The 17,762-nt window shown below is 47.6% G+C and carries 17 protein-coding genes; 10 read left to right on the top strand and 7 right to left on the bottom strand.

Annotated features, from left to right (window positions below):
* Positions 1-65: 65 nt before the first annotated feature.
* Both QFZ51_RS31205 and QFZ51_RS31210 read right to left on the bottom strand, forming a co-directional pair.
* Positions 66-452: a hypothetical protein gene (locus QFZ51_RS31205; protein ID WP_429051473.1), complete on the bottom strand. Its 387-nt coding sequence runs from the start codon at positions 450-452 to the stop codon at positions 66-68.
* 278 nt (positions 453-730) lie between these two features.
* Positions 731-1,477 (bottom strand): N-acetylmuramoyl-L-alanine amidase, encoded by a 747-nt coding sequence (locus tag QFZ51_RS31210; RefSeq protein ID WP_429051474.1) that lies wholly within the window; start codon positions 1,475-1,477, stop codon positions 731-733.
* A 153-nt stretch (positions 1,478-1,630) separates the two neighbouring features.
* On the opposite strand from QFZ51_RS31210, the gene QFZ51_RS31215 reads away from it, so the two are divergent.
* Both QFZ51_RS31215 and QFZ51_RS31220 read left to right on the top strand, forming a co-directional pair.
* The gene (locus tag QFZ51_RS31215) at positions 1,631-2,512 is read left to right on the top strand and encodes a lysophospholipid acyltransferase family protein (protein ID WP_370912598.1); all 882 of its coding nucleotides are present in this window, start codon (positions 1,631-1,633) and stop codon (positions 2,510-2,512) included.
* A 45-nt stretch (positions 2,513-2,557) separates the two neighbouring features.
* Positions 2,558-3,589 (top strand): fatty acid desaturase family protein, encoded by a 1,032-nt coding sequence (locus tag QFZ51_RS31220; RefSeq protein WP_429051477.1) that lies wholly within the window; start codon positions 2,558-2,560, stop codon positions 3,587-3,589.
* On the opposite strand, the gene QFZ51_RS31225 is transcribed toward QFZ51_RS31220, so the two are convergent.
* A complete protein-coding gene (locus QFZ51_RS31225; RefSeq protein WP_429051478.1) occupies positions 3,537-4,241 on the bottom strand; it encodes a DJ-1/PfpI family protein in 705 nt (234 codons plus the stop codon). The two genes, QFZ51_RS31220 and QFZ51_RS31225, sit on opposite strands and share 53 nt — an antisense overlap.
* A 65-nt stretch (positions 4,242-4,306) precedes the next feature.
* Positions 4,307-5,203 carry an aldo/keto reductase gene (locus tag QFZ51_RS31230; RefSeq protein ID WP_429051480.1) on the bottom strand — a complete coding sequence of 299 codons (897 nt, stop codon included), beginning with the start codon at positions 5,201-5,203 and terminating at the stop codon, positions 4,307-4,309.
* 156 nt (positions 5,204-5,359) lie between these two features.
* On the opposite strand from QFZ51_RS31230, the gene QFZ51_RS31235 reads away from it, so the two are divergent.
* The 3 genes from QFZ51_RS31235 (at position 5,360) to QFZ51_RS31245 (ending at position 8,611) form a co-directional block, all read left to right on the top strand.
* On the top strand, positions 5,360-5,563 hold the full coding sequence (locus tag QFZ51_RS31235; protein ID WP_370912602.1) for a hypothetical protein: 204 nt from the start codon (positions 5,360-5,362) through the stop codon (positions 5,561-5,563).
* Positions 5,564-6,694: 1,131 nt separating this feature from the next.
* A complete protein-coding gene (locus tag QFZ51_RS31240; protein ID WP_429051481.1) occupies positions 6,695-7,648 on the top strand; it encodes an ADP-ribosylglycohydrolase family protein in 954 nt (317 codons plus the stop codon).
* A 132-nt stretch (positions 7,649-7,780) separates the two neighbouring features.
* Complete coding sequence (locus QFZ51_RS31245; RefSeq protein ID WP_429051482.1) at positions 7,781-8,611, top strand: DUF6515 family protein; 831 nt, start codon at positions 7,781-7,783, stop codon at positions 8,609-8,611.
* 72 nt (positions 8,612-8,683) lie between these two features.
* On the opposite strand, the gene QFZ51_RS31250 is transcribed toward QFZ51_RS31245, so the two are convergent.
* Complete coding sequence (locus QFZ51_RS31250; RefSeq protein ID WP_429051484.1) at positions 8,684-10,327, bottom strand: TPM domain-containing protein; 1,644 nt, start codon at positions 10,325-10,327, stop codon at positions 8,684-8,686.
* 73 nt (positions 10,328-10,400) lie between these two features.
* Here QFZ51_RS31250 and QFZ51_RS31255 point away from each other — a divergent pair, with 73 nt between their 5' ends.
* The 3 genes from QFZ51_RS31255 (at position 10,401) to QFZ51_RS31265 (ending at position 12,891) form a co-directional block, all read left to right on the top strand.
* Positions 10,401-10,925, top strand: a complete 525-nt coding sequence (locus tag QFZ51_RS31255) for a hypothetical protein (RefSeq protein WP_429051486.1) — start codon at positions 10,401-10,403, stop codon at positions 10,923-10,925.
* Positions 10,926-11,109: 184 nt separating this feature from the next.
* Positions 11,110-12,204, top strand: coding sequence for a hypothetical protein (locus QFZ51_RS31260; RefSeq protein ID WP_429051487.1), 1,095 nt, complete (start codon positions 11,110-11,112; stop codon positions 12,202-12,204).
* Between the two features lie 222 nt (positions 12,205-12,426).
* Positions 12,427-12,891, top strand: coding sequence for a VOC family protein (locus QFZ51_RS31265; RefSeq protein WP_429051488.1), 465 nt, complete (start codon positions 12,427-12,429; stop codon positions 12,889-12,891).
* A gap of 200 nt (positions 12,892-13,091) precedes the next feature.
* Here the strand turns inward: QFZ51_RS31265 and QFZ51_RS31270 are convergent, their stop codons facing one another.
* Together QFZ51_RS31270 and QFZ51_RS31275 are read right to left on the bottom strand one after the other, a co-directional pair.
* On the bottom strand, positions 13,092-13,826 hold the full coding sequence (locus QFZ51_RS31270; RefSeq protein ID WP_429051489.1) for an anti-sigma factor family protein: 735 nt from the start codon (positions 13,824-13,826) through the stop codon (positions 13,092-13,094).
* Between the two features lie 3 nt (positions 13,827-13,829).
* The gene (locus QFZ51_RS31275; protein ID WP_429051491.1) at positions 13,830-14,420 is read right to left on the bottom strand and encodes an RNA polymerase sigma factor; all 591 of its coding nucleotides are present in this window, start codon (positions 14,418-14,420) and stop codon (positions 13,830-13,832) included.
* A 117-nt stretch (positions 14,421-14,537) separates the two neighbouring features.
* Here QFZ51_RS31275 and QFZ51_RS31280 point away from each other — a divergent pair, with 117 nt between their 5' ends.
* Positions 14,538-15,644: a hypothetical protein gene (locus QFZ51_RS31280; RefSeq protein ID WP_429051492.1), complete on the top strand. Its 1,107-nt coding sequence runs from the start codon at positions 14,538-14,540 to the stop codon at positions 15,642-15,644.
* 106 nt (positions 15,645-15,750) lie between these two features.
* Complete coding sequence (locus tag QFZ51_RS31285) at positions 15,751-17,736, top strand: DUF7619 domain-containing protein (RefSeq protein WP_429051494.1); 1,986 nt, start codon at positions 15,751-15,753, stop codon at positions 17,734-17,736.
* Positions 17,737-17,762: the final 26 nt, after the last annotated feature.

Consider the following 17,762-nt stretch of genomic DNA (forward strand, 5'->3'; position numbering starts at 1 on the left):
GGTAACCAGCTTCGCGGGAATTTACCGGGAAGGCATTTCCCGGTAAATTCTTTTGAAAATGTCATTTACTTCGCCCCGAGCAGCTTTTTGAGCTCAGACTTACAGTCTTCAATATTCTGCCAGATCATCCTGTCTTCGCAAATGGTGCCTTTATATTTGATGGTCACCTTTGTTTTGCGCAGTACTACCTGGTAATATTCCGGGGCGTCGGGAGAATTTTCCCAGGTGACCCTGCCGCTTTCTTCGATACCACCGGCAAGTTTATCTTCTATGATGTCGTTTACTTTTTTGTGCATATTATCTGCAAAATCGTAGCTGACATCTGTTTTCACCAGGCAGGAAGAATCTTTTGCGGGATGGTCTGTTTGTGCGGTGGCCTGTTCACGGGGCCAGCACAGCAATGCGATGCTGGCTGCTGCCAGCAGTAACGGGAATTTAAAAGAACGTTTCATAACAAGAAAGATTAGTATAACATGGAGATTAGGTATAATAACAAGTCCGGGAAAATGGGTCTCTTGATTGCTGATTTTGGTTTATATCTCTTTTTAACTCATTATTAAAATATGATATTTATCCCACTCCACAAAATAATCTTTGCAGAAACATAGGGGTAAAAGTAAAGTTGGGTGTCTTTCTAACAGATCACTGGTATTGCTGCTGCAGGTTGAACATTATTTTCCGGCCGGCGTCATCAAGACCCGGGAGGCTGTCTTCCGGTATAAAGTGGCGTTTAAAGGCCATGATGGCGGCGGGTGGAGTCTTTCACATCGTACCCGATGATGCGAAGCGAGAGCAACGGGTCGAATGTTTGGGGCACGATGGTATTGCTGGTGTCTTTATACCAGAGACCAAAGCCTTTATCGGCCAGTTGATGCCAGGGGAACCAGGCGCTGGGGTCTACTTTTCTGCCGGGGGCGATGTCGCCATGGCCGATGAAGTTGGCTGCGGGGATATTGTAGCGGTGCTGAAGGGTGTCCAGTAACACTAACAGGCTGCGGATCTGGGCGGAATCGAAAGGTTCCTTGCCGTTGTTGTCCAGCTCTATACCGATGGAAGAAGAATTGATATCCGTGAGGTTGCCCCATTTGGCGACGCCTCCGTGCCAGGCGCGGAGATAATCGTTCAGCATATGATGGATGGCTCCATTACGGCATATCACATAATGGGCGCTTACCTGGGTTCTTTGCAGGGTAAACGTTTTCAGTGTTTGTTCACATGAATTCTGAGCGGTATGATGTATGATAACAAGACTGGGTTTCCTCATATTGAAGTTCACCGTGCCTACCCAGGAGGGGGCTTCTGCGCCGCCGGCGCCATTCAGCGCTCCGGGCTGCTCACGCAACACCTTCGCGTAGGTTTTAGCTTCCTGCCGGTAAACCTTATTGGTGGCGGCATATGGGTTACGGGCGCAATAAGAAAGGCCGCCAATCGCTGCCAGCAGGCAGCCGTATCTCGCAAATCGGGCTATGGTCTTCATCTGGAACTGTTAAAGTTTAGACAACACTACCTGATAAAGATACTAAATGAACCAATGCATCGTTTTTTTTACGGATACTATGAAAAGTGTTCTTTAAGGTATACATTTACATTTTCAATAATACTTTTCGAAGTATCAAAAACCTGTGCCACATTGTCTGCTATTGCCTACTACTTACTGTTACCACTGATCTACGCGTTATCGCTACTGCCATTCCGTGTGCTTTACCTGGTTTCTGACGCAGTATATGTGTTGTTATATTACGTGATGGGCTACCGTAAAAAGGTGGTTCTTCAGAATTTGCGGAATTCTTTTCCAGAAAAGAGTGACGCAGAGATCCAACGTATATGCAAAGATTTCTATCATTACCTCTGTGATCTTTTCCTGGAAACGTTTAAAACGCTTACCATCAGCAAAACAGCGATGGTGAAACACTGCAGCTTTACACCGGCTACAGTGGAGCTTTTTAACCAGCTCGAAGCAGAGAAAAAAAGTGCGGTACTTGTAATGGGGCACAAAGGAAACTGGGAATGGGCAGGAAATACGTTTAGCATACTGTGCCGCCAGCAGCTTTATGTTATCTATCACCCACTGGCCAACAAACATTTTAACGGTCTCATGTACCGCATGCGTACCCGCTTTGGCACCAAGCTGATTGCCATGCAGGACACCTTCCGCGACATGGTGCAAAACCGTGGAGAAGTAAATGCCACTGCTTTTATTGCTGACCAGGCCCCACAGCCGAAAACAGCGCAATGGCTCAACTTCCTTCACCAGGATACGCCTGTTTTCAAGGGCACTGAAAAAATAGCACAGAAAATGAATTACCCGGTAGTGTATGTAACCGTGCAACGCGAAAAGAGAGGCTACTACACCGTGTCGGCTGAATTACTGACCGCCACGCCGGCTGAAGAAAAAGACGGCGCCATTACCTCCGCACATACCCGTAAACTGGAGGAGGATATTGTTTCCCAGCCAGCAACGTGGCTTTGGTCGCACAAAAGGTGGAAACACAAACGCCCTGCCGTTATTTAATCATTTTACAAACAACAACTTAAGATAGATCATCCTACGACAATTATGCTGGAAGGGAAACAACTGATACTGGCTACCAAGCCATATGCGCGCGAAGAGAGAGCCAAAAGCTGGCTCTATACAATATCAACATTACTACTGTTGATGCTGGCCTTAACAGGCACCCTGGTATTGCCTGACCTGGTACTTAAAATAATGGCCAGTATTCTTTCCGGATTACTGATCGTAAGGATGTTTGTTATTTATCATGATCATCAGCATCATGCTATTCTGCATAAATCCTGGTTAGCGGAAGCAATCATGGTTACTTTCGGGGTATATGTGCTGGCGCCTTCCAGTATCTGGAAGCGTTCGCACGATTACCACCATAAACATAATTCGAAGTTGTTCAGCGCCAGCATTGGCTCCTACCCTATTATTACCCGTAAGAAATTTGAATCCATAACACCGGCAGAGAGGAGAACTTACCTGTTCAGCCGCCACCCGATAACAATTGCAGCCGGTTACCTGTCGATGTTTATGATCGGCATGTGTGTACAGTCTTTTTTAAGCAGTCCGCGTAAACACCTGGATTCTTTACTGGCGCTGATCATTCATATCGGTGGTAGCGCGGCTGTGATTTACTTCCTGGGCTGGCAAAGCTGGTTGTTGTTTATCTTGATTCCGTTTACCATTGCATGCGGACTGGGCGCCTATCTTTTTTATGCGCAGCATAATTTTCCGGGCGTTACGTTCAATGTAAACAAGGAATGGTGTTATGATAAGGCCGCACTGTTGTCTTCCAGCTATATGGTAATGAATCCTGTAATGAAATGGTTTACCGGCAATATTGGCTATCATCATATTCATCACCTGAATGCACGTATTCCCTTTTACCGTTTACCGGAAGTAATGCAAAAGATACCTGCCATGCAGTCTGTTAAAACCACCAGCCTGGGCTTCCGGGATGTGTGCGCCTGTTTCCGGCTGAAGGTATGGGATCCTGAACAAAACCGGATGATCAGCCTGCGCGAAGTACGTAGCATCAGGAGGGCCCTGCTGAGGAGGGAGCGCGATCCAGCAGTAGTTGCCGGATAATTTTCTTCCTGGCATCCAGCATCTGCGCGCTGAGTTCTTTCGCTTTTTGCAGCACCGGCAATCCCGCGGTATGTGGCGATCCTGCCCTGAATGGCGGCGCGGGATTATATTCCAGTTGCAGCTGTATAATTTTAGCCACTTCATCTCCGGCTATAAGTGCTGTCAGCACCAATCCGAAATCGATGCCTGCGGTTACGCCCCCGCCGGTAATGCGGCTCCGGTCTCTCACTACTCTTTCTTCTACCGTTTCCACACCGAACATCCGTAACAATTCCAGCGAACGCCAGTGAGTAGTAGCCTTGAATCCATCGAGCAATCCTGCTGCGGCCAGCACCAATGCACCTGTACAAACAGATGTGATATACTTTGCCTTTACCGCCTGATCCTGCAGAAACTTCAGCACTACGGCGTTGGTGAGTAACCCATTGATTCCTCTCCCACCGGGAACAAAAATAATATCCAGTTGCGGACAATCCGCCAGCGCTACCTGTGGCTGCAGCAACAAGCCGCCTTCTGCCTGGATAATACCAGTGGTTTCCCCGATAACGATCACTTCAAAACAGGGCGCCTTCACAAATACATCGTAAGGTCCTGTAAAATCGAGGACGGTTAACTCAGGAAACAATAACATTCCTACTTTCAGTTTTTGCATAACAGCGGCTTAGATGGGGTACAATATAATGTAAGCAGCATGAAGGCAGGGAGCAGCGCAAATTGCTACCGGTGCTGATCATACGTGTTTATGGTTACTGCCTGTTGCAGTTTTTTTATTTCATCCGGCAGCAGTGCTGCGGATTTCACAGCGCGCAGTGCATCTTCCAGTTGTGCGGTGGTGCGTATGCCTACCACAGCGCTGGAAACCGCCGGCTGCTGCAATACAAACCGCAGCGCCGTTTGCGCAGCATCCCGGGAAGCTGTGCTGAACGTTTTTACCGCAGCGGCGGCAGCGCTCACTTCTTCCGCAGTATAGTTGAGGTAAGGCGCCGCGGGTTTATTTACCAGCAGGCCTTTTGCCACACTTCCCCTTGCCAGCACACCGATGTTGTTTTCCAGCAATAAAGGGAACGCCGTTTCTTCCGGACGCCGGTCCAGCAGGCTGTATTGCATCATTACACTTACCATACCCGACCGCTGTACATACTCGCGGATCACATTGGGGCGGATGGAAGAGATGCCATAATACCTTATTTTCCCTTGCTGTTGCAGGGTTTCAAAGGCCTCAATTGTTTCATCTATGGGATCGGCAATAGTGCCGCCATGTAGCTGATACAGGTCGATATAATCTGTTTTCAGCCGTTGTAAACTTGCTTCTACAGCCGCCATGATGTATGCTTTGCGGGGATTCCAGTCCCATCCGCTGCCATCTTCTTTCCACTGGTTCCCTACTTTGGTGGCGATGATTACAGATGATCTTCTGTCCTGCAGTGCTTTGCCTATGGTGATTTCATTTTGCCCGTGTTCATAGAGGTCGGCGGTATCAAAGAAATTGATTCCCTGGTCGCAGGCGTGATGAAGAAGGCTTGCGTTAGCGGCATCATCATTTCCGAGCGACATGCAGCCGAATCCGATTTCACTGACGGCGAGGCCTGATTTTCCGAGGAGGTGATATTGCATGCGTTTCCGGGTTTACGATGTTTTCAACAAGCGCTTTCTGTGAAAGTGCAGGTAACGAAGTTATCACCAAAACTTTCATTTTTCACATAAATCCGGTTTAAAATAGTGGGCTGTTTTGATAAACAGCCCCGATATCAATTTACGTCCACCTCAAAAATGAGCTATGTTGCAGTAAGCGCGGCACTGCCGCTGCGTTACCATGTGTTGGTCAGGAGATGGGGCCGCCTGGAAAAACAGCCCCTGTTTTTTAGTATGTCCGATCCATTGTTGAATGAATTTCGTCAGGATGATCCGGAGGAAGAAATCAGGACCATCTGGAAAGATGGTCCCTTCCTTTCCCAAATCAAATTGAACCTATGAAAAAGCGTTGTATCAGGAAGACTGTTGCCAGCCTGGTTTTCAAAGATGGGGACCGCCTGGAAAAACAGTCCCCCGGTTTTCCGAATCAATCGCAGCATAAATGATCTCGTTTCTACACTGATCGGTTTAACGTATGGCTTTATATTTAAACAATATGCAGGGTATGCGCCTTCATATTGGTGATTCCGGTAATGGGGACCGTTTAGAAAAACGGTCCAGGGCATAAAGCTTCCATCGTGTATGTTGCACTCCAATAATCTTTTCATATAAAATTTTTATGGGATTGAAAAACAGGGGACTACCTGAATAAGCGGCCCCGTTTAACATGCGTCGCAAAGACTTCAACTAAATGTTCATCTCAATGTTAAAAAAACCGGACTGCCTGGAAAAACGGTCCGTTCTTGTATGTACTATCACCCCATGTGAATAGGATTTGATTGGTTAACTGTAGCCGGGAACAAACAATGAATACTTTTAGCTGCAAGTGTACATGCCGCTCCCGTGACAGCTATCCGGTAAAACCAGGTCTGACCAGTTACCGCATATCAATGCCGGTAATACATCACCATTTTCCTATGCCTGATCTTCCTGAACCCTGATCAGGACCTGGCGTACCGAAAGCAACAGCTGTTCTGCTAATTCAACACAAAAAAAAATAACTGATAGTGGTAATGTCCAAGAAATGTGCATGTTTGAAAATGCCGGTTGAACAAAAAAGATTGCATGTGGGTTAATTTTCGTTTTCAATAAATAAATACAAGGAATAGCCAGCTATTTGGCGCTGCTAATAATGGTTGAATAACCTTTGTATTGTAACCGGGTTAACTGTGACAACAAGGTTATATAAATGCTCCAGACAAGCTAAAAAACAGATTTTCGGTAATTCTTTTCAGCGATATGTTCATCGTGATAAAGCAAAGGTAGGGAGTTACCATTCCCGGAAAACAGGTTTTGCAGCCATTATTACAATGAACAATCCTGAATGGAACAAAAAAATGCTGAATAAAATGAATACCGGAGATCAAAAAATTTGTTGTATAAATATCATATTCTGATGGTCAGAATTAACAAATCAACCGTATATTCATTGCTATAATTTCATATGTACCTTAACGTTAGTTATTCTATCCCATGCAACAAGAAATTACAGGCGCTTTTTACGGTATCGCTATCGGCGATGCATTGGGCGTACCGGTAGAATTCAAAACGCGTAGTTATCTCTCAGAAAATCCCATTACCACCCTCACGGGATATGGATGCTGGAATCAGCCTCCCGGCACATTTTCAGATGATTCCTCCCTCACTTTCTGCACAGCGGAAAGCCTGATAACCGGTTACAACCTTCAAAACATGGCGCAGTCGTTTGTGCGCTGGTCATCGGAAGGTTACTGGGGCGCGCATAACGAGGTATTTGATATTGGTCATACTACCCGCCGGGCGCTGCTGAGGGTAAGTACCGGCACGTCGCCCCTGGTAAGCGGTGGATTTGAGGAATTTGAAAACGGCAACGGATCTTTAATGCGCATGATGCCGCTTGCCCTGTTCCTCACCAACGAAAATGATATCCATACGCGTTACCAGGTTATCCGGGAAGTGTCTGGCATTACGCACCAGCATTTCCGCTCGGTACTGGGCTGTTTTATCTACGTGGAATTTCTCCGGGCGCTGCTTTCCCTGAAAGATCTCCGGGAGGCTTATTTGCAGATGCAGCGGAGTGTAAACGCCTACCTGGGCACCCAGCCCTTTAACCCGGCGGAAATAAAGCTTTATGAGCGTGTATTACAGCAAAATATAGCCGCTATCCCTGAACAACAGATCCTTAGCTCCGGTTACGTAATACATACCCTGGAAAGCGCCCTCTGGTGCCTGCTCACTACGCAGGATTACCAAAGCTGCGTGCTCACTGCTGTAAACCTGGGAGGAGATACAGATACCACCGGCGCAGTGGCCGGTGCGGCGGCGGGCCTCCACTACGGGTTTGACCAGCTGCCTGCCCAGTGGATAAACCAGGTGGTAAAATCAGCGGAGATAGGAAATCTCGCCAAACGCTTTATGGCGGCTATTAATACTACCAGCACCCAGTAAACAGCCGCATTTCAGCAAACCGGCCGCATTTTTGCATTATATGGTATTGCAGTTAAACTTCAAGCCCCCTTTACCGTCTAATAAATGACAGCGAAAGAGAACTGAAGAGACGATTACCAAATGTTAAAAAAAATGAAAAACAGACTTTATATACTGTTTGTGCTGGTTGGCCTGTTGGGCACATTTACAGTAAGCAACGCCTATGCGCAACGTGTTAGCTCAGGTCAGGGCGGTGGCCGCGGTGGAGGTTATCATGGCGGTGGCGGAGGATTCCGGTCAGGCGGTAGCGGCAGGGTATACGCGTCCCCCCGCATGTATTCTCCACGGGTAGTGGCCCCGGTAAACAGAGGCTATTATCACGGTTATCGTGGCCCGGTTTACCGCGGACGCATATATTACGGACGTCCCTGGTACAGACCTTACTACAATCCGTTCTTCCCGCCATTGGGATTATATGTTTCCTCACTGCCTTTCGGTTACTTCTCCCTGGGCGCCTCCTTTGGTCCAATGTACTATTACGGAGGAACCTATTACCAGTCGACCGGCGATACCAAAGGCTATAAAGTAGTGGAAGCTCCCGTCGGCGCAGCAGTACCGGACCTGCCGGAAGGCGCAGAAGAAATACAGGTAGACGGAAATACCTATTACGAACTGAATGGCACCTATTACCAGGAGTCCATGACGGATAACGGCAGACGTTATGTAGTAGTTGGCAAAAATGGTAAAATAGGCGATAAAACAGTGACCATTAATGATGACCAGGGAAATAACAATCCCGATAACGGCGCAGGCAACAGTGGTACAGATATGGTTTCACAGCTGCCGGATAACAGCCGCTCCGTGAACATCAATGGTCAGCAGTATTACTTATCACCAGACGGCATGTATTACCAGTCAGTTCTGAACAGCGATAATTCTATCGCAGGATATAAAGTGGTTGGTAAAATGAATGCCGATAATTAAAACAACATAGTTATTCAGTTTAACAGGAGAGCCGGTTTTACACCGGCTCTTTTTTATTCCGGGAGAAAGGATTTACCAGCTGCTGCTTGCTCCGCCACCGCCCGAAGACCCGCCACCCCAGCTGGAAGAAGAGGACGATGACGAAGAGCTTCCGGAAGAAGAAGATGATGATGATTTGGATATCTTTGGAATAACAAACTGGTAGTCATGTGCATAAGCACAAAATGCACAGGCATATTCCTTGATACCCCACCCTTCGGAGGAAGTGGTTGCGCGCTTTTTCGTCACCGTTTTCTTACACTTATAGGTTTTATGTTTGCAAGATGGGCAATCTGCCAGCGCGGAGCGCATATTCGTGTAATTCAGTACTGTTTGGGTATTGCAGGTATCGCAGCGCCATACGTCATAGTCAACCGAATCCAGTTCTTCCTCCACCACCTGCCCCTTTTCCAGGTAGGTGTTATCATCTGCTTCATCCAGTTTATGCATCGCATGTGTGCATTGCGGGCAATCATACACATCGTTCCGCAGATGATTGAGCCGGGACTTCAGCCACATCATATACAGCCATAAATAGGGCAGTGGGAACACGTAACCGGCAATCCGCAGATCCCTCCTCAATACCTCCAACCGCAGCCATTTCAGGTGGCGGTCATCATTTCTCAGCATCACTGCAGAACGGAGCATGATCAGCAACACCGCTGCATGCATAAACACCAGCCACACCAGGTAGTAGACCAGGAATACTTTCAGAAAGCCTACATCTGTGTGCCGCTTTGTAGCGATATAAAAAATGGTATAGAAAGCGATAGCGTGAATAATGATCAGGCCAATCCAGCGTGGACGCAGGAATTCATTGGGAACAGCCGTTATGGCCAATGGCTCCGCATCCGGATCATCGTCCCTCCGCTTTGCTTTTTTCCCGAAGAAAACATGCATCATTGCCGCCGAGGCGAATAACCAGAAGATAATGGCAGTAAACGAGAAATCGCCGGTATAGTCATTGGAAGCGGAATTGGTGGCCTGATCTGTACTGGCAAATGATTGGGGAGCTACGTCTATTACGTCGCCATCTGTCGCCGGCACGGTGGCCGGCATGGTGGCCTCATCTCCGGCAATAACTATGGTATCGGCAGCCATCAGGGAGGAATCAGCCCGGGGCAGATCCGGCAGCATATTGTATGCATAGTTGCCGTTATCAAACAGGGAGGCCACTGACTTAATACCGTCCGTAAAGGCTGCATCATAGTTGTGCTCTTTGATGCGCGGGATCATATATTCCTGCTGGATACGAAAACAGATAATATCCGGCATATCTGCCTCAAGGCCATACCCCGTTTCAAATTCCAGTTTACGGGCATCTTCCACCATCAGGATCAGCAGCCCGTTATTTTTTTCCTTATCTCCTATTTTCCAGTAATTAAACAGTTTATGGGCAAAGTCGCGCGTTTCATTGTCGCCGATACTGTGCAGTATGACCACCGCCACCTGCGCCTTACCAGCGTTATCCAGAGTGGATAACTTTTCATTCAGCTCATTCACGGCAGCTGCTGAAATCAGCTGGTCGGGATTACTTACATACCCCCCACCGGATTTTTTGGGATCCGGTACATCTTCCACGCTGAACTTTTGTTTTTTGCTTTGATCACACGACGCCAGGAAACCAATCAGCAATGCCAGCAACAAGCATTTCAATAAAAGCGGTTGATACTTCATCAGAATATTTTCTGTGCCGAAGATATGTTTATTTAATTTTTTCTTTCAACAGAAGAAAGTATTTTAACTGCCGATGAAGCCCGTAGTAACCACCTGGATAATTATATTATGCTTTGCCGCGACCCGCAGTTTTGCACAGGCCAAAACTGCCGATACCACCACGAAACCACCGGTACAACTGAAAACAGTGAATATTGTCCGGTATAATTTTTTTAAAGATTCTGCTGCCTTCCGGGAAGAATACAGCAGAGAGATGACCTTCCGCCGGCCCAAATGGTTCGAAGTTTACAAGATCACCGCCGTTGATATCAACAAACTATACCGGGTTACGCAGTTTAAGAAGAATAAAAAGAAGATCGCCTTCAAACATATGTTGCTGGATAAAGAACAGGAGATGTATGTAAACAGTGTATACACCCCCTCGATGGTGAATAAAGTGACCCGGCTCGATGGCGACAGCCTCCAGCTTTTTATGCGGTACTACCGCCCGGAATATTCATTTATTAAAAACGCTTCCGATTACGACATCTATGCGGATATAAAAAAGCATTACGGGGCGTTTATTAAAACCCGCGACAGTGTACCATCTCCACCATAAACGCGCCGTAACGGCATTTCTTTGGCGTCCCCTGCCTCTAAAAATACTATATTTCAGTATCCATACGTTTTACTAATTCCCGCTATTATTGCGGTAATGGTAACTGCTGTGGCAAAGATTACATAAATTAGTGATCTCAAACCAGTTAACGTTGTTAGTTTTAAAGATTCTCAATACAGCTCACATGAAAAGGTTTTTCATATTGGTTGCCCTTCTCGTTCCGGTGACACTCACCGCGCAAACGAAACTCAGTCAAAATATCGTAGACGATTTCTCCGCCCGGGTGGCCGCTCACTACCAGCTGCCGCATGATTCCATCACCGGGTACATCGCTGAACAGCTCACCCGCAGTGGTAATGCCGGCCTGGATATCGACTCTACTGTTTTTGACCTGAAAAAAGACCCGGTAGCTTTCGATGCCGCGCTGAAATACCTTTACCAGTACAGCGACTGTAACCGGCAACGGTTTATTACCAACCTGCGCAGTATGGGACTTCAAACCAACAGCGTATTCCCCATTGCCACCTACACCGCCAACAAATATAAGGGCGAAGTGAAAGCGCTCATGGAAGATAAAACGGATTTCCTGGCCACCTATACAGGCCCGGTAACCGGTAAAAAGCCACCTGCTACCATTGCGGAAGTGGCAGCAGCCAACCAGGCAGCAGCCACCGCCCCGGCCAGCACCAGCAGCGGCAATGAAAGCACCGCCACCACGGCAACTGGTAATGCGGAAGCTACCACCTCTGCACCGGCAGCGGATACACGTAACTGGGAAGTACGCCCCCTGTTCCAGGTACGCACCCCGGAACAACTGGTGGAAATGTACGGCGTCAATAACGTTACCCAGCATGATGCCATCAACCTCTCCGGCGAAAAAGAAGGCGAGGCTTACCTGATCTATCCTGATACCGACAATGAACTGGAAGTACAGTTTGACGGCGAAAATGGCAACATCCTTACCTTTTCGCACTACCCCTCCAAATGGAAATCGCCTTACGGCATCAAAGCCGGCGACCCATTGGATAAACTCATCAAGGTAAATGGCCGCCCCTTTAAGCTGAACGCATTTGAATGGACCAACGGCGGAATGGTATCCAGCTGGAACGGCGGCGCCCTGGAAGGCAAAAGCGTGATCGTTATACTGAAAGCCAATAACACCGGCGATCCCAAGCAATACGACCAGGTCACCGGCGACAAAATACTCCGCTCCGATATGCCTGCACTGAAAAAACTGGACGTGGTTATTGAATCGGTGGCATTCAAAGCAGCGAATTAAGCGGATGTTGTCTTTCTCAGGATTACGCTGATTTTACTGATTAATTTGATTTCTACTTTTGGATTTTATTTGGATTTTAAAAGATTTTGGGAGATATCAGCGGGTATATCGCTGATATCTCCCAAAATCTTTTAAAAAATCAAAAAAAGTAAATCAGCGTAATCAGCGAGAAAGACAACATCCGCTCTTGCACTTTTCATTTGTGCTCATTATCTTGTTTGTATGAAAAAGTTTTTATTATCCGGCGGCCTCCTCTTTCTGGCGCTTACCGGTATTTCTATTCACATGAGCGGACAAGCAAAGAAGTATCCATCGCTGAACCACATGGCGTTGTACGTAGTAGATCTGAAAATAAGCACGGAATTTTACTGGGATATTATTGGGCTGGAACCAATGGAAGAGCCCTTTAAAGATGGAAGACACAGCTGGTTCAAAGTGGGTGAGAACAGCCATGTACACGTTATTTCCGGCGCAGCCAAAGCCACTGCGCACGACAAAAACACGCACCTTTGCTTCAGCGTGCCTGATATGCAGGCTTTCGTGGAAGTATTGAAAAAGCACCAGATTCCTTTTGAAGACTGGCCAGGCAAAGCCGGTGCTATCAACAAAAGAGTGGATGGCGTACAGCAGATCTACCTCCGTGACCCGGATGGTTACTGGCTGGAGATCAATGACGATAAATACTGATCATACGCGAATTTTGTCTTTCTCGCTGATTACGCTGATTATACTGATTAGTTTGATTTTTACTTTTGGATTTTTTCTGATTTAATAATTAAGGGAGATAAGAGCGAATATATCCGCTTCTATCTCCCTTAATCCTTTATAAAATCCAAAAGTAAAAATCAAACTAATCAGTATAATCAGCGAGAAAGACAAAATCCGCGTTATTTCAATTCTTTCTCCAGCGCAGCAGCTTTCGCTGCAGCAGAGGCATCGGCCGGGATTTTATTTAACCAGGTCAGTGCCTCTTTTTTATGCTGCGCCTGTGCGTGATACAGGGCAATATAAAACACAGCATCATATTTAAATACTGATTCCCCTTCGTATACTTTCACCAGGTCTTTCATACCTGTTTGCACCGCACCCGTTTGGATAAGGGCTATTCCCCGGTAATAAAGGGCGGTTTGACTGCTACTATCTGTTTTGAGATAGCTGTCCAGTAAAGGGATCACCTTCGTGTAGGCCTTCTCGTTAAAATATAATGCAGCTGACTGTAACAGTGTATCCTCACTATTTCCCCGCTCCGCGGCTACCTGCATTTCAATATTGCCATAGGTATCCATGTAACCGGTATCGCGGGAATAAAAGCGGAATAAGAAGATCCCGCCCAGCACCGCTGCGGCCATACCGATTGTGACCAGGTACTTTTTAAAGCCCACCACTTTCCCTGTACGCCGGAAATGTTCAGCGCGTTGTGCCTCCAGGGTGGTTTTCAACTGCTGAAGCCCCGGATCAGGCTTTAAGCGGTCCGACAAGGCAGCAATGACCTCGCGGTATTGCTGTACCGATGCGGACAAAGCAGCATCTTCCCGGAGGGCCGCTTCAAATTGCAGCAGTTCTTCCGGCTGCATGTCGCCTTCTACGTAACGGATAATATCTTCCTGGTTATAAGCAGCCATACACTAAATTTTCTGAGCCTGAATATAGGATAACAATGTAGCCATGCACTCCGATTTTTTCTTCCGCAGATAACCATAGGAAACCCCCATGGCCGCTGCAATTTTTTCCTGGGCTTCACCGGTCAGCGATTGCCGGAGAATTTCCCGGCACTTCTCCCCCAACCGTTCAAACTGTTCCAGGTAGATGCCTATCCGGGCTTCCTCTTTTACCACCTGTTCGGCCGCGGCAAATACATCTTCTCCCACATCATATAAATCATCCAGTCTTTTTGTTACCGGCTGACGGCCTCTTTTTTTTAGTTCATTCAGCCATTTCCTTTTACAGATCAATAAAAAGAACGGTTCAAAGGGACAGGTAAGCTGCAGCTGTTTGTACTTTGCCTGGTGGTATACATCTATAATGGACTCCTGGAAAATATCGGCAGCATCATCTTCCGTACCCTGATGTTGCAGGATATGGTGTTTGATCTTTCCCGCAAAACGCTGATAAATCTCCTGCACCAGCAACGTATCGTTCTGGAGCAGACCTTCAAGGTATCGCTGGTCGGGGTGAATACTCATCTGGAAGTGATTCGCATGGGTTGACAGGAACATGCGCTGACTAAAAGTACATCTTTCTAAAAAAATATTCCGGAAAGGGGGTAACAAAATAAAAGGGCTGTTGATCTACTATCAAACAAGCAAAAACATTACTCAACAAAAATATCTTTTATGAAAGCGATTACCTTAACGTCGATCACCTGCCTGGTAGCTGCCGCACTGGCTATTTCTTCCTGTAAAAAGAATAACAGCCAGGAAATACCCGGCCCGGAAAAAGGCCAGGACGCTAAAATGCTGGCCGAATTCCTGGACGGTCACGCCCGACCATTTGAACACTTCAGCATAAATGCAGCAGCGGGCGGCGTTATCACTACCAGCCAGGGAACAAAATTCAATATTCCTCCCAACGTTTTTATTACTGCCGGCGGGGCACCTGTTACGGGCGCAGTAGATATCAGTATCAAAGAGATCAGGGATGTGAGCAGTATGATCCTGTCGGACAAAGCCACTGTTACTGCCGATGGGAAGATGCTGGTATCATTTGGAGAATTTTTTGTGAGAGCCGTCCAGAACAATCAGGACCTTGGCCTGCGACCGAAGAATGATACCGGCAAAGGCATCATGGTACAGGTACCCGCCAGACCGGCAGATAACGTACTGAATGGCATGAAAGAAGTGCCGATGTGGAACGGCGACACCACCGTATCTGTTACCCAGCACGGCTTTAACTACATCAACCAGCCCGTGACCATTACCACCGAGCACACTATTTCGAGGGGCGTGTTATGGAACCAGATCCAGAGCAGTTATGCACTGTTCAATTCATCCAATGGCTCCATGAACTTCCGGCTCGACAGCCTTATCCGATGGGTTAACTGCGATGGACTGGCTAATATGCCTAATCCCAAAACCACGGTGATGGCTTATTTCACTAATCACTTTAACAATGAAACAGGCAGCAGCTACGGCGGCGAACAACCCAGCATGCTGTTCTTCAAACCCAAAAACTATAATACACTGGTAAAATTCTACAACGTTATTATGACGCCTCCCGCTGGTAAAGAAGGCTTCCATAGCTACCAGACCTCTATCCCCGTAGGACTGGAAGGCACCTTCCTCGCTATCAGCGCCGTAAATGGCCAGCTGTATGCAGAACAGAAAACAGTTACCATCGGCACACCGGCAGGCAGCGATAACTATTCCACCGTAAGCTTTGATCTGCAGGCTGTGGATGCCGCTACGTTGTTGTCGTTAATTAACAGCATGAATTCCAAATAACCGGCCTGTTATCCGTTTACAAGTACTCCAAATCTGAAGGCAATAAGTCAATCCCCCGGTTGGCTTATTGCTGCTTTTATATAATATTTATTTATATTTATGTTATATGCAACCTACAGCTCTCCTGGCAGCACTATTACTTTTCTTTCAAAGCGTTGTGATGGCGCAATCCCCTGTACCTCCATCATTTCCGCAGGATACCCTTCCTCCGGAAATTGAAGTACAAGGTACCGACGACAGTATGCACCTCGTTGCAAAGCTGCGCCCACTGCGCCAGATAGCCGGCGCCCCCGCATCTTTCTATACATATTTCTGGGAACTGGGAGATGGCACCTTCAGTTTTAGTCCAACGCCGGAACTGCACTACAAAGATACCGGCACCTACCAGGTACGCCTATACGCCACCAATAACTACGACGATGGTAAGGCGCCGCCCACCAAACCCAGGCCCATAAAGGTGAAGAAGCCTGTAAAGAACAGCGCCTGGGCTTCCCGTTTCTTTCACGGAAATGGGAATATAGAGATGAAGATAAACCGGAACCCCAAACCTGGCGAGGACTTCATGGCGCTTATTGGCTACCGGAATATGGCCGGCGATGCGGGCAGCGGCACCATCCTGCTGTTTTATAACGAGAAACAGTTTGGGCATGCGGCATTTGATCTTACAGAAAAAAGAAGCTACCACGGGGAAGACAGCAGCTCCCTGCAATCCTTGCTGGCTCAACTGGAAACGCCCGGTATTGAACCCGACGTAGCACTGGCCCGTGGCCCCCATGCCGGCTTACCCGCAGTGAACAACGCCGCTGCCAAAGCCATGTTACAGGCCATGCAGGGCGCATATAGCAGTCATACCGTATTGCACTTCAGCAATGCCGGCAAAACCGCAGAACAATTCCTTTTCCTCAACATGCACACGCTGCCGGAAATGGTGCAGGACACCAATGCAACCGTTACCATGACCGCCATGATGGTGCCCGACAACGCGTTGGCGCAACCGGAAGTATATGAGCTGGAAATGGCCGTGGTAAATTCCCACGACCCCAACCGGCTGCAACTGCGGAAACACCGGATCAACTATCGTTTTATGGGAAAGAAAAAAGAACTGACCTATAAAATTCAATTTCAGAATACCGGCAAAGGGCCCGCAAAAAGAGTGGCCATCGGCATCGCCGTGCCACGGCAACTGAATACAGAAACTATACAGCTAAAAGAAGTAAGCCCTGCTTGCATCGCCTGCGACTCCGCCTATCAGTCGCAAAGCTGTATGGATACCGTGCGGACAAAAGACAGCATCTATTTTGTTTTCAGAAATATTTATCTCCCCGGCCTCCAGCAGGAAGGTGTTACCGATCCTGATTCCACCAAAGGATTTGTGCGGTATTCCATCCTGTTCAAAAAGAAACCCAAAAAGATTCCTTTCAGCAGCAGCGCGGCCATCATCTTTGATAAAAACGAGCCCATTTATACCAACCGCGCCACTGCCAGGTTTATCAAAGGATTTTCTCCCGGGATTATTGCCGGTTATACGTTTTCTCCTAACAGCGGCGACTATACGCTGAAAGGGCCGCTACAACTCGGCGCCGTATTGGCGCCTTTTGCACCCGACCGTCCTTACTTCCAGGTGGAAGCCTTTGCCGGCCTGCTGGAAAAGGAATCTTCCGGAACAACCATCATACGCGATAAACGGGATACCACCGTAAACGGCCAGGTGTACCTGATCAGGGGCAGGAATGAACTCACCACCACCACGCGGCAGTCGCTGCAACTGGTGCCGTTACATTTCCGGTATAACCTCAACAATTGGATCGGTGTAGGTATTGGTGCGATGGCGCAAATAAATATTGCTACCAAAACTACTACTGAGTCAAAAGTATACCTGACCGGTGTGCAACAACCCGACGTGGTCACCAACACGGTCAGTAAAACGCTCAAAGATGATCCGCAATGGTTTGCCAGCATCAACGCGGCGCCCTTTGCCGATATACAGATAGGAAAAATAAAAAGCGGACCGGCAATAGGGTTGCGTTACCTGCGGCAGGTAACCGGTAACACGCCCGATCGTTTCTTTGTATACGCTATCTACAAACTGTAATAAATCATAACTTCAGCCATTATACC

This window comes from Chitinophaga sp. W3I9, assembly GCF_050434025.1.
In the GTDB taxonomy this organism is placed as follows: Bacteria; Bacteroidota; Bacteroidia; order Chitinophagales; family Chitinophagaceae; genus Chitinophaga.

Excerpts from the sequence above, each read along its gene's own strand:
- QFZ51_RS31250 (WP_429051484.1), bottom strand. The coding sequence starts at position 10,327 with ATGAAGTATCAACCGCTTTTATTGAAATGCTTGTTGCTGGCATTGCTG.
- QFZ51_RS31205 (WP_429051473.1), bottom strand. The coding sequence starts at position 452 with ATGAAACGTTCTTTTAAATTCCCGTTACTGCTGGCAGCAGCCAGCATC.
- QFZ51_RS31285 (WP_429051494.1), top strand. The coding sequence starts at position 15,751 with ATGCAACCTACAGCTCTCCTGGCAGCACTATTACTTTTCTTTCAAAGC.
- QFZ51_RS31225 (WP_429051478.1), bottom strand. The coding sequence starts at position 4,241 with ATGCAAAAACTGAAAGTAGGAATGTTATTGTTTCCTGAGTTAACCGTC.
- QFZ51_RS31235 (WP_370912602.1), top strand. The coding sequence starts at position 5,360 with ATGAGCTATGTTGCAGTAAGCGCGGCACTGCCGCTGCGTTACCATGTG.
- QFZ51_RS31255 (WP_429051486.1), top strand. The coding sequence starts at position 10,401 with ATGAAGCCCGTAGTAACCACCTGGATAATTATATTATGCTTTGCCGCG.
- QFZ51_RS31260 (WP_429051487.1), top strand. The coding sequence starts at position 11,110 with ATGAAAAGGTTTTTCATATTGGTTGCCCTTCTCGTTCCGGTGACACTC.
- QFZ51_RS31230 (WP_429051480.1), bottom strand. The coding sequence starts at position 5,203 with ATGCAATATCACCTCCTCGGAAAATCAGGCCTCGCCGTCAGTGAAATC.
- QFZ51_RS31220 (WP_429051477.1), top strand. The coding sequence starts at position 2,558 with ATGCTGGAAGGGAAACAACTGATACTGGCTACCAAGCCATATGCGCGC.
- QFZ51_RS31275 (WP_429051491.1), bottom strand. The coding sequence starts at position 14,420 with ATGTTCCTGTCAACCCATGCGAATCACTTCCAGATGAGTATTCACCCC.
- QFZ51_RS31265 (WP_429051488.1), top strand. The coding sequence starts at position 12,427 with ATGAAAAAGTTTTTATTATCCGGCGGCCTCCTCTTTCTGGCGCTTACC.
- QFZ51_RS31245 (WP_429051482.1), top strand. The coding sequence starts at position 7,781 with ATGAAAAACAGACTTTATATACTGTTTGTGCTGGTTGGCCTGTTGGGC.
- QFZ51_RS31280 (WP_429051492.1), top strand. The coding sequence starts at position 14,538 with ATGAAAGCGATTACCTTAACGTCGATCACCTGCCTGGTAGCTGCCGCA.
- QFZ51_RS31270 (WP_429051489.1), bottom strand. The coding sequence starts at position 13,826 with ATGGCTGCTTATAACCAGGAAGATATTATCCGTTACGTAGAAGGCGAC.
- QFZ51_RS31240 (WP_429051481.1), top strand. The coding sequence starts at position 6,695 with ATGCAACAAGAAATTACAGGCGCTTTTTACGGTATCGCTATCGGCGAT.
- QFZ51_RS31210 (WP_429051474.1), bottom strand. The coding sequence starts at position 1,477 with ATGAAGACCATAGCCCGATTTGCGAGATACGGCTGCCTGCTGGCAGCG.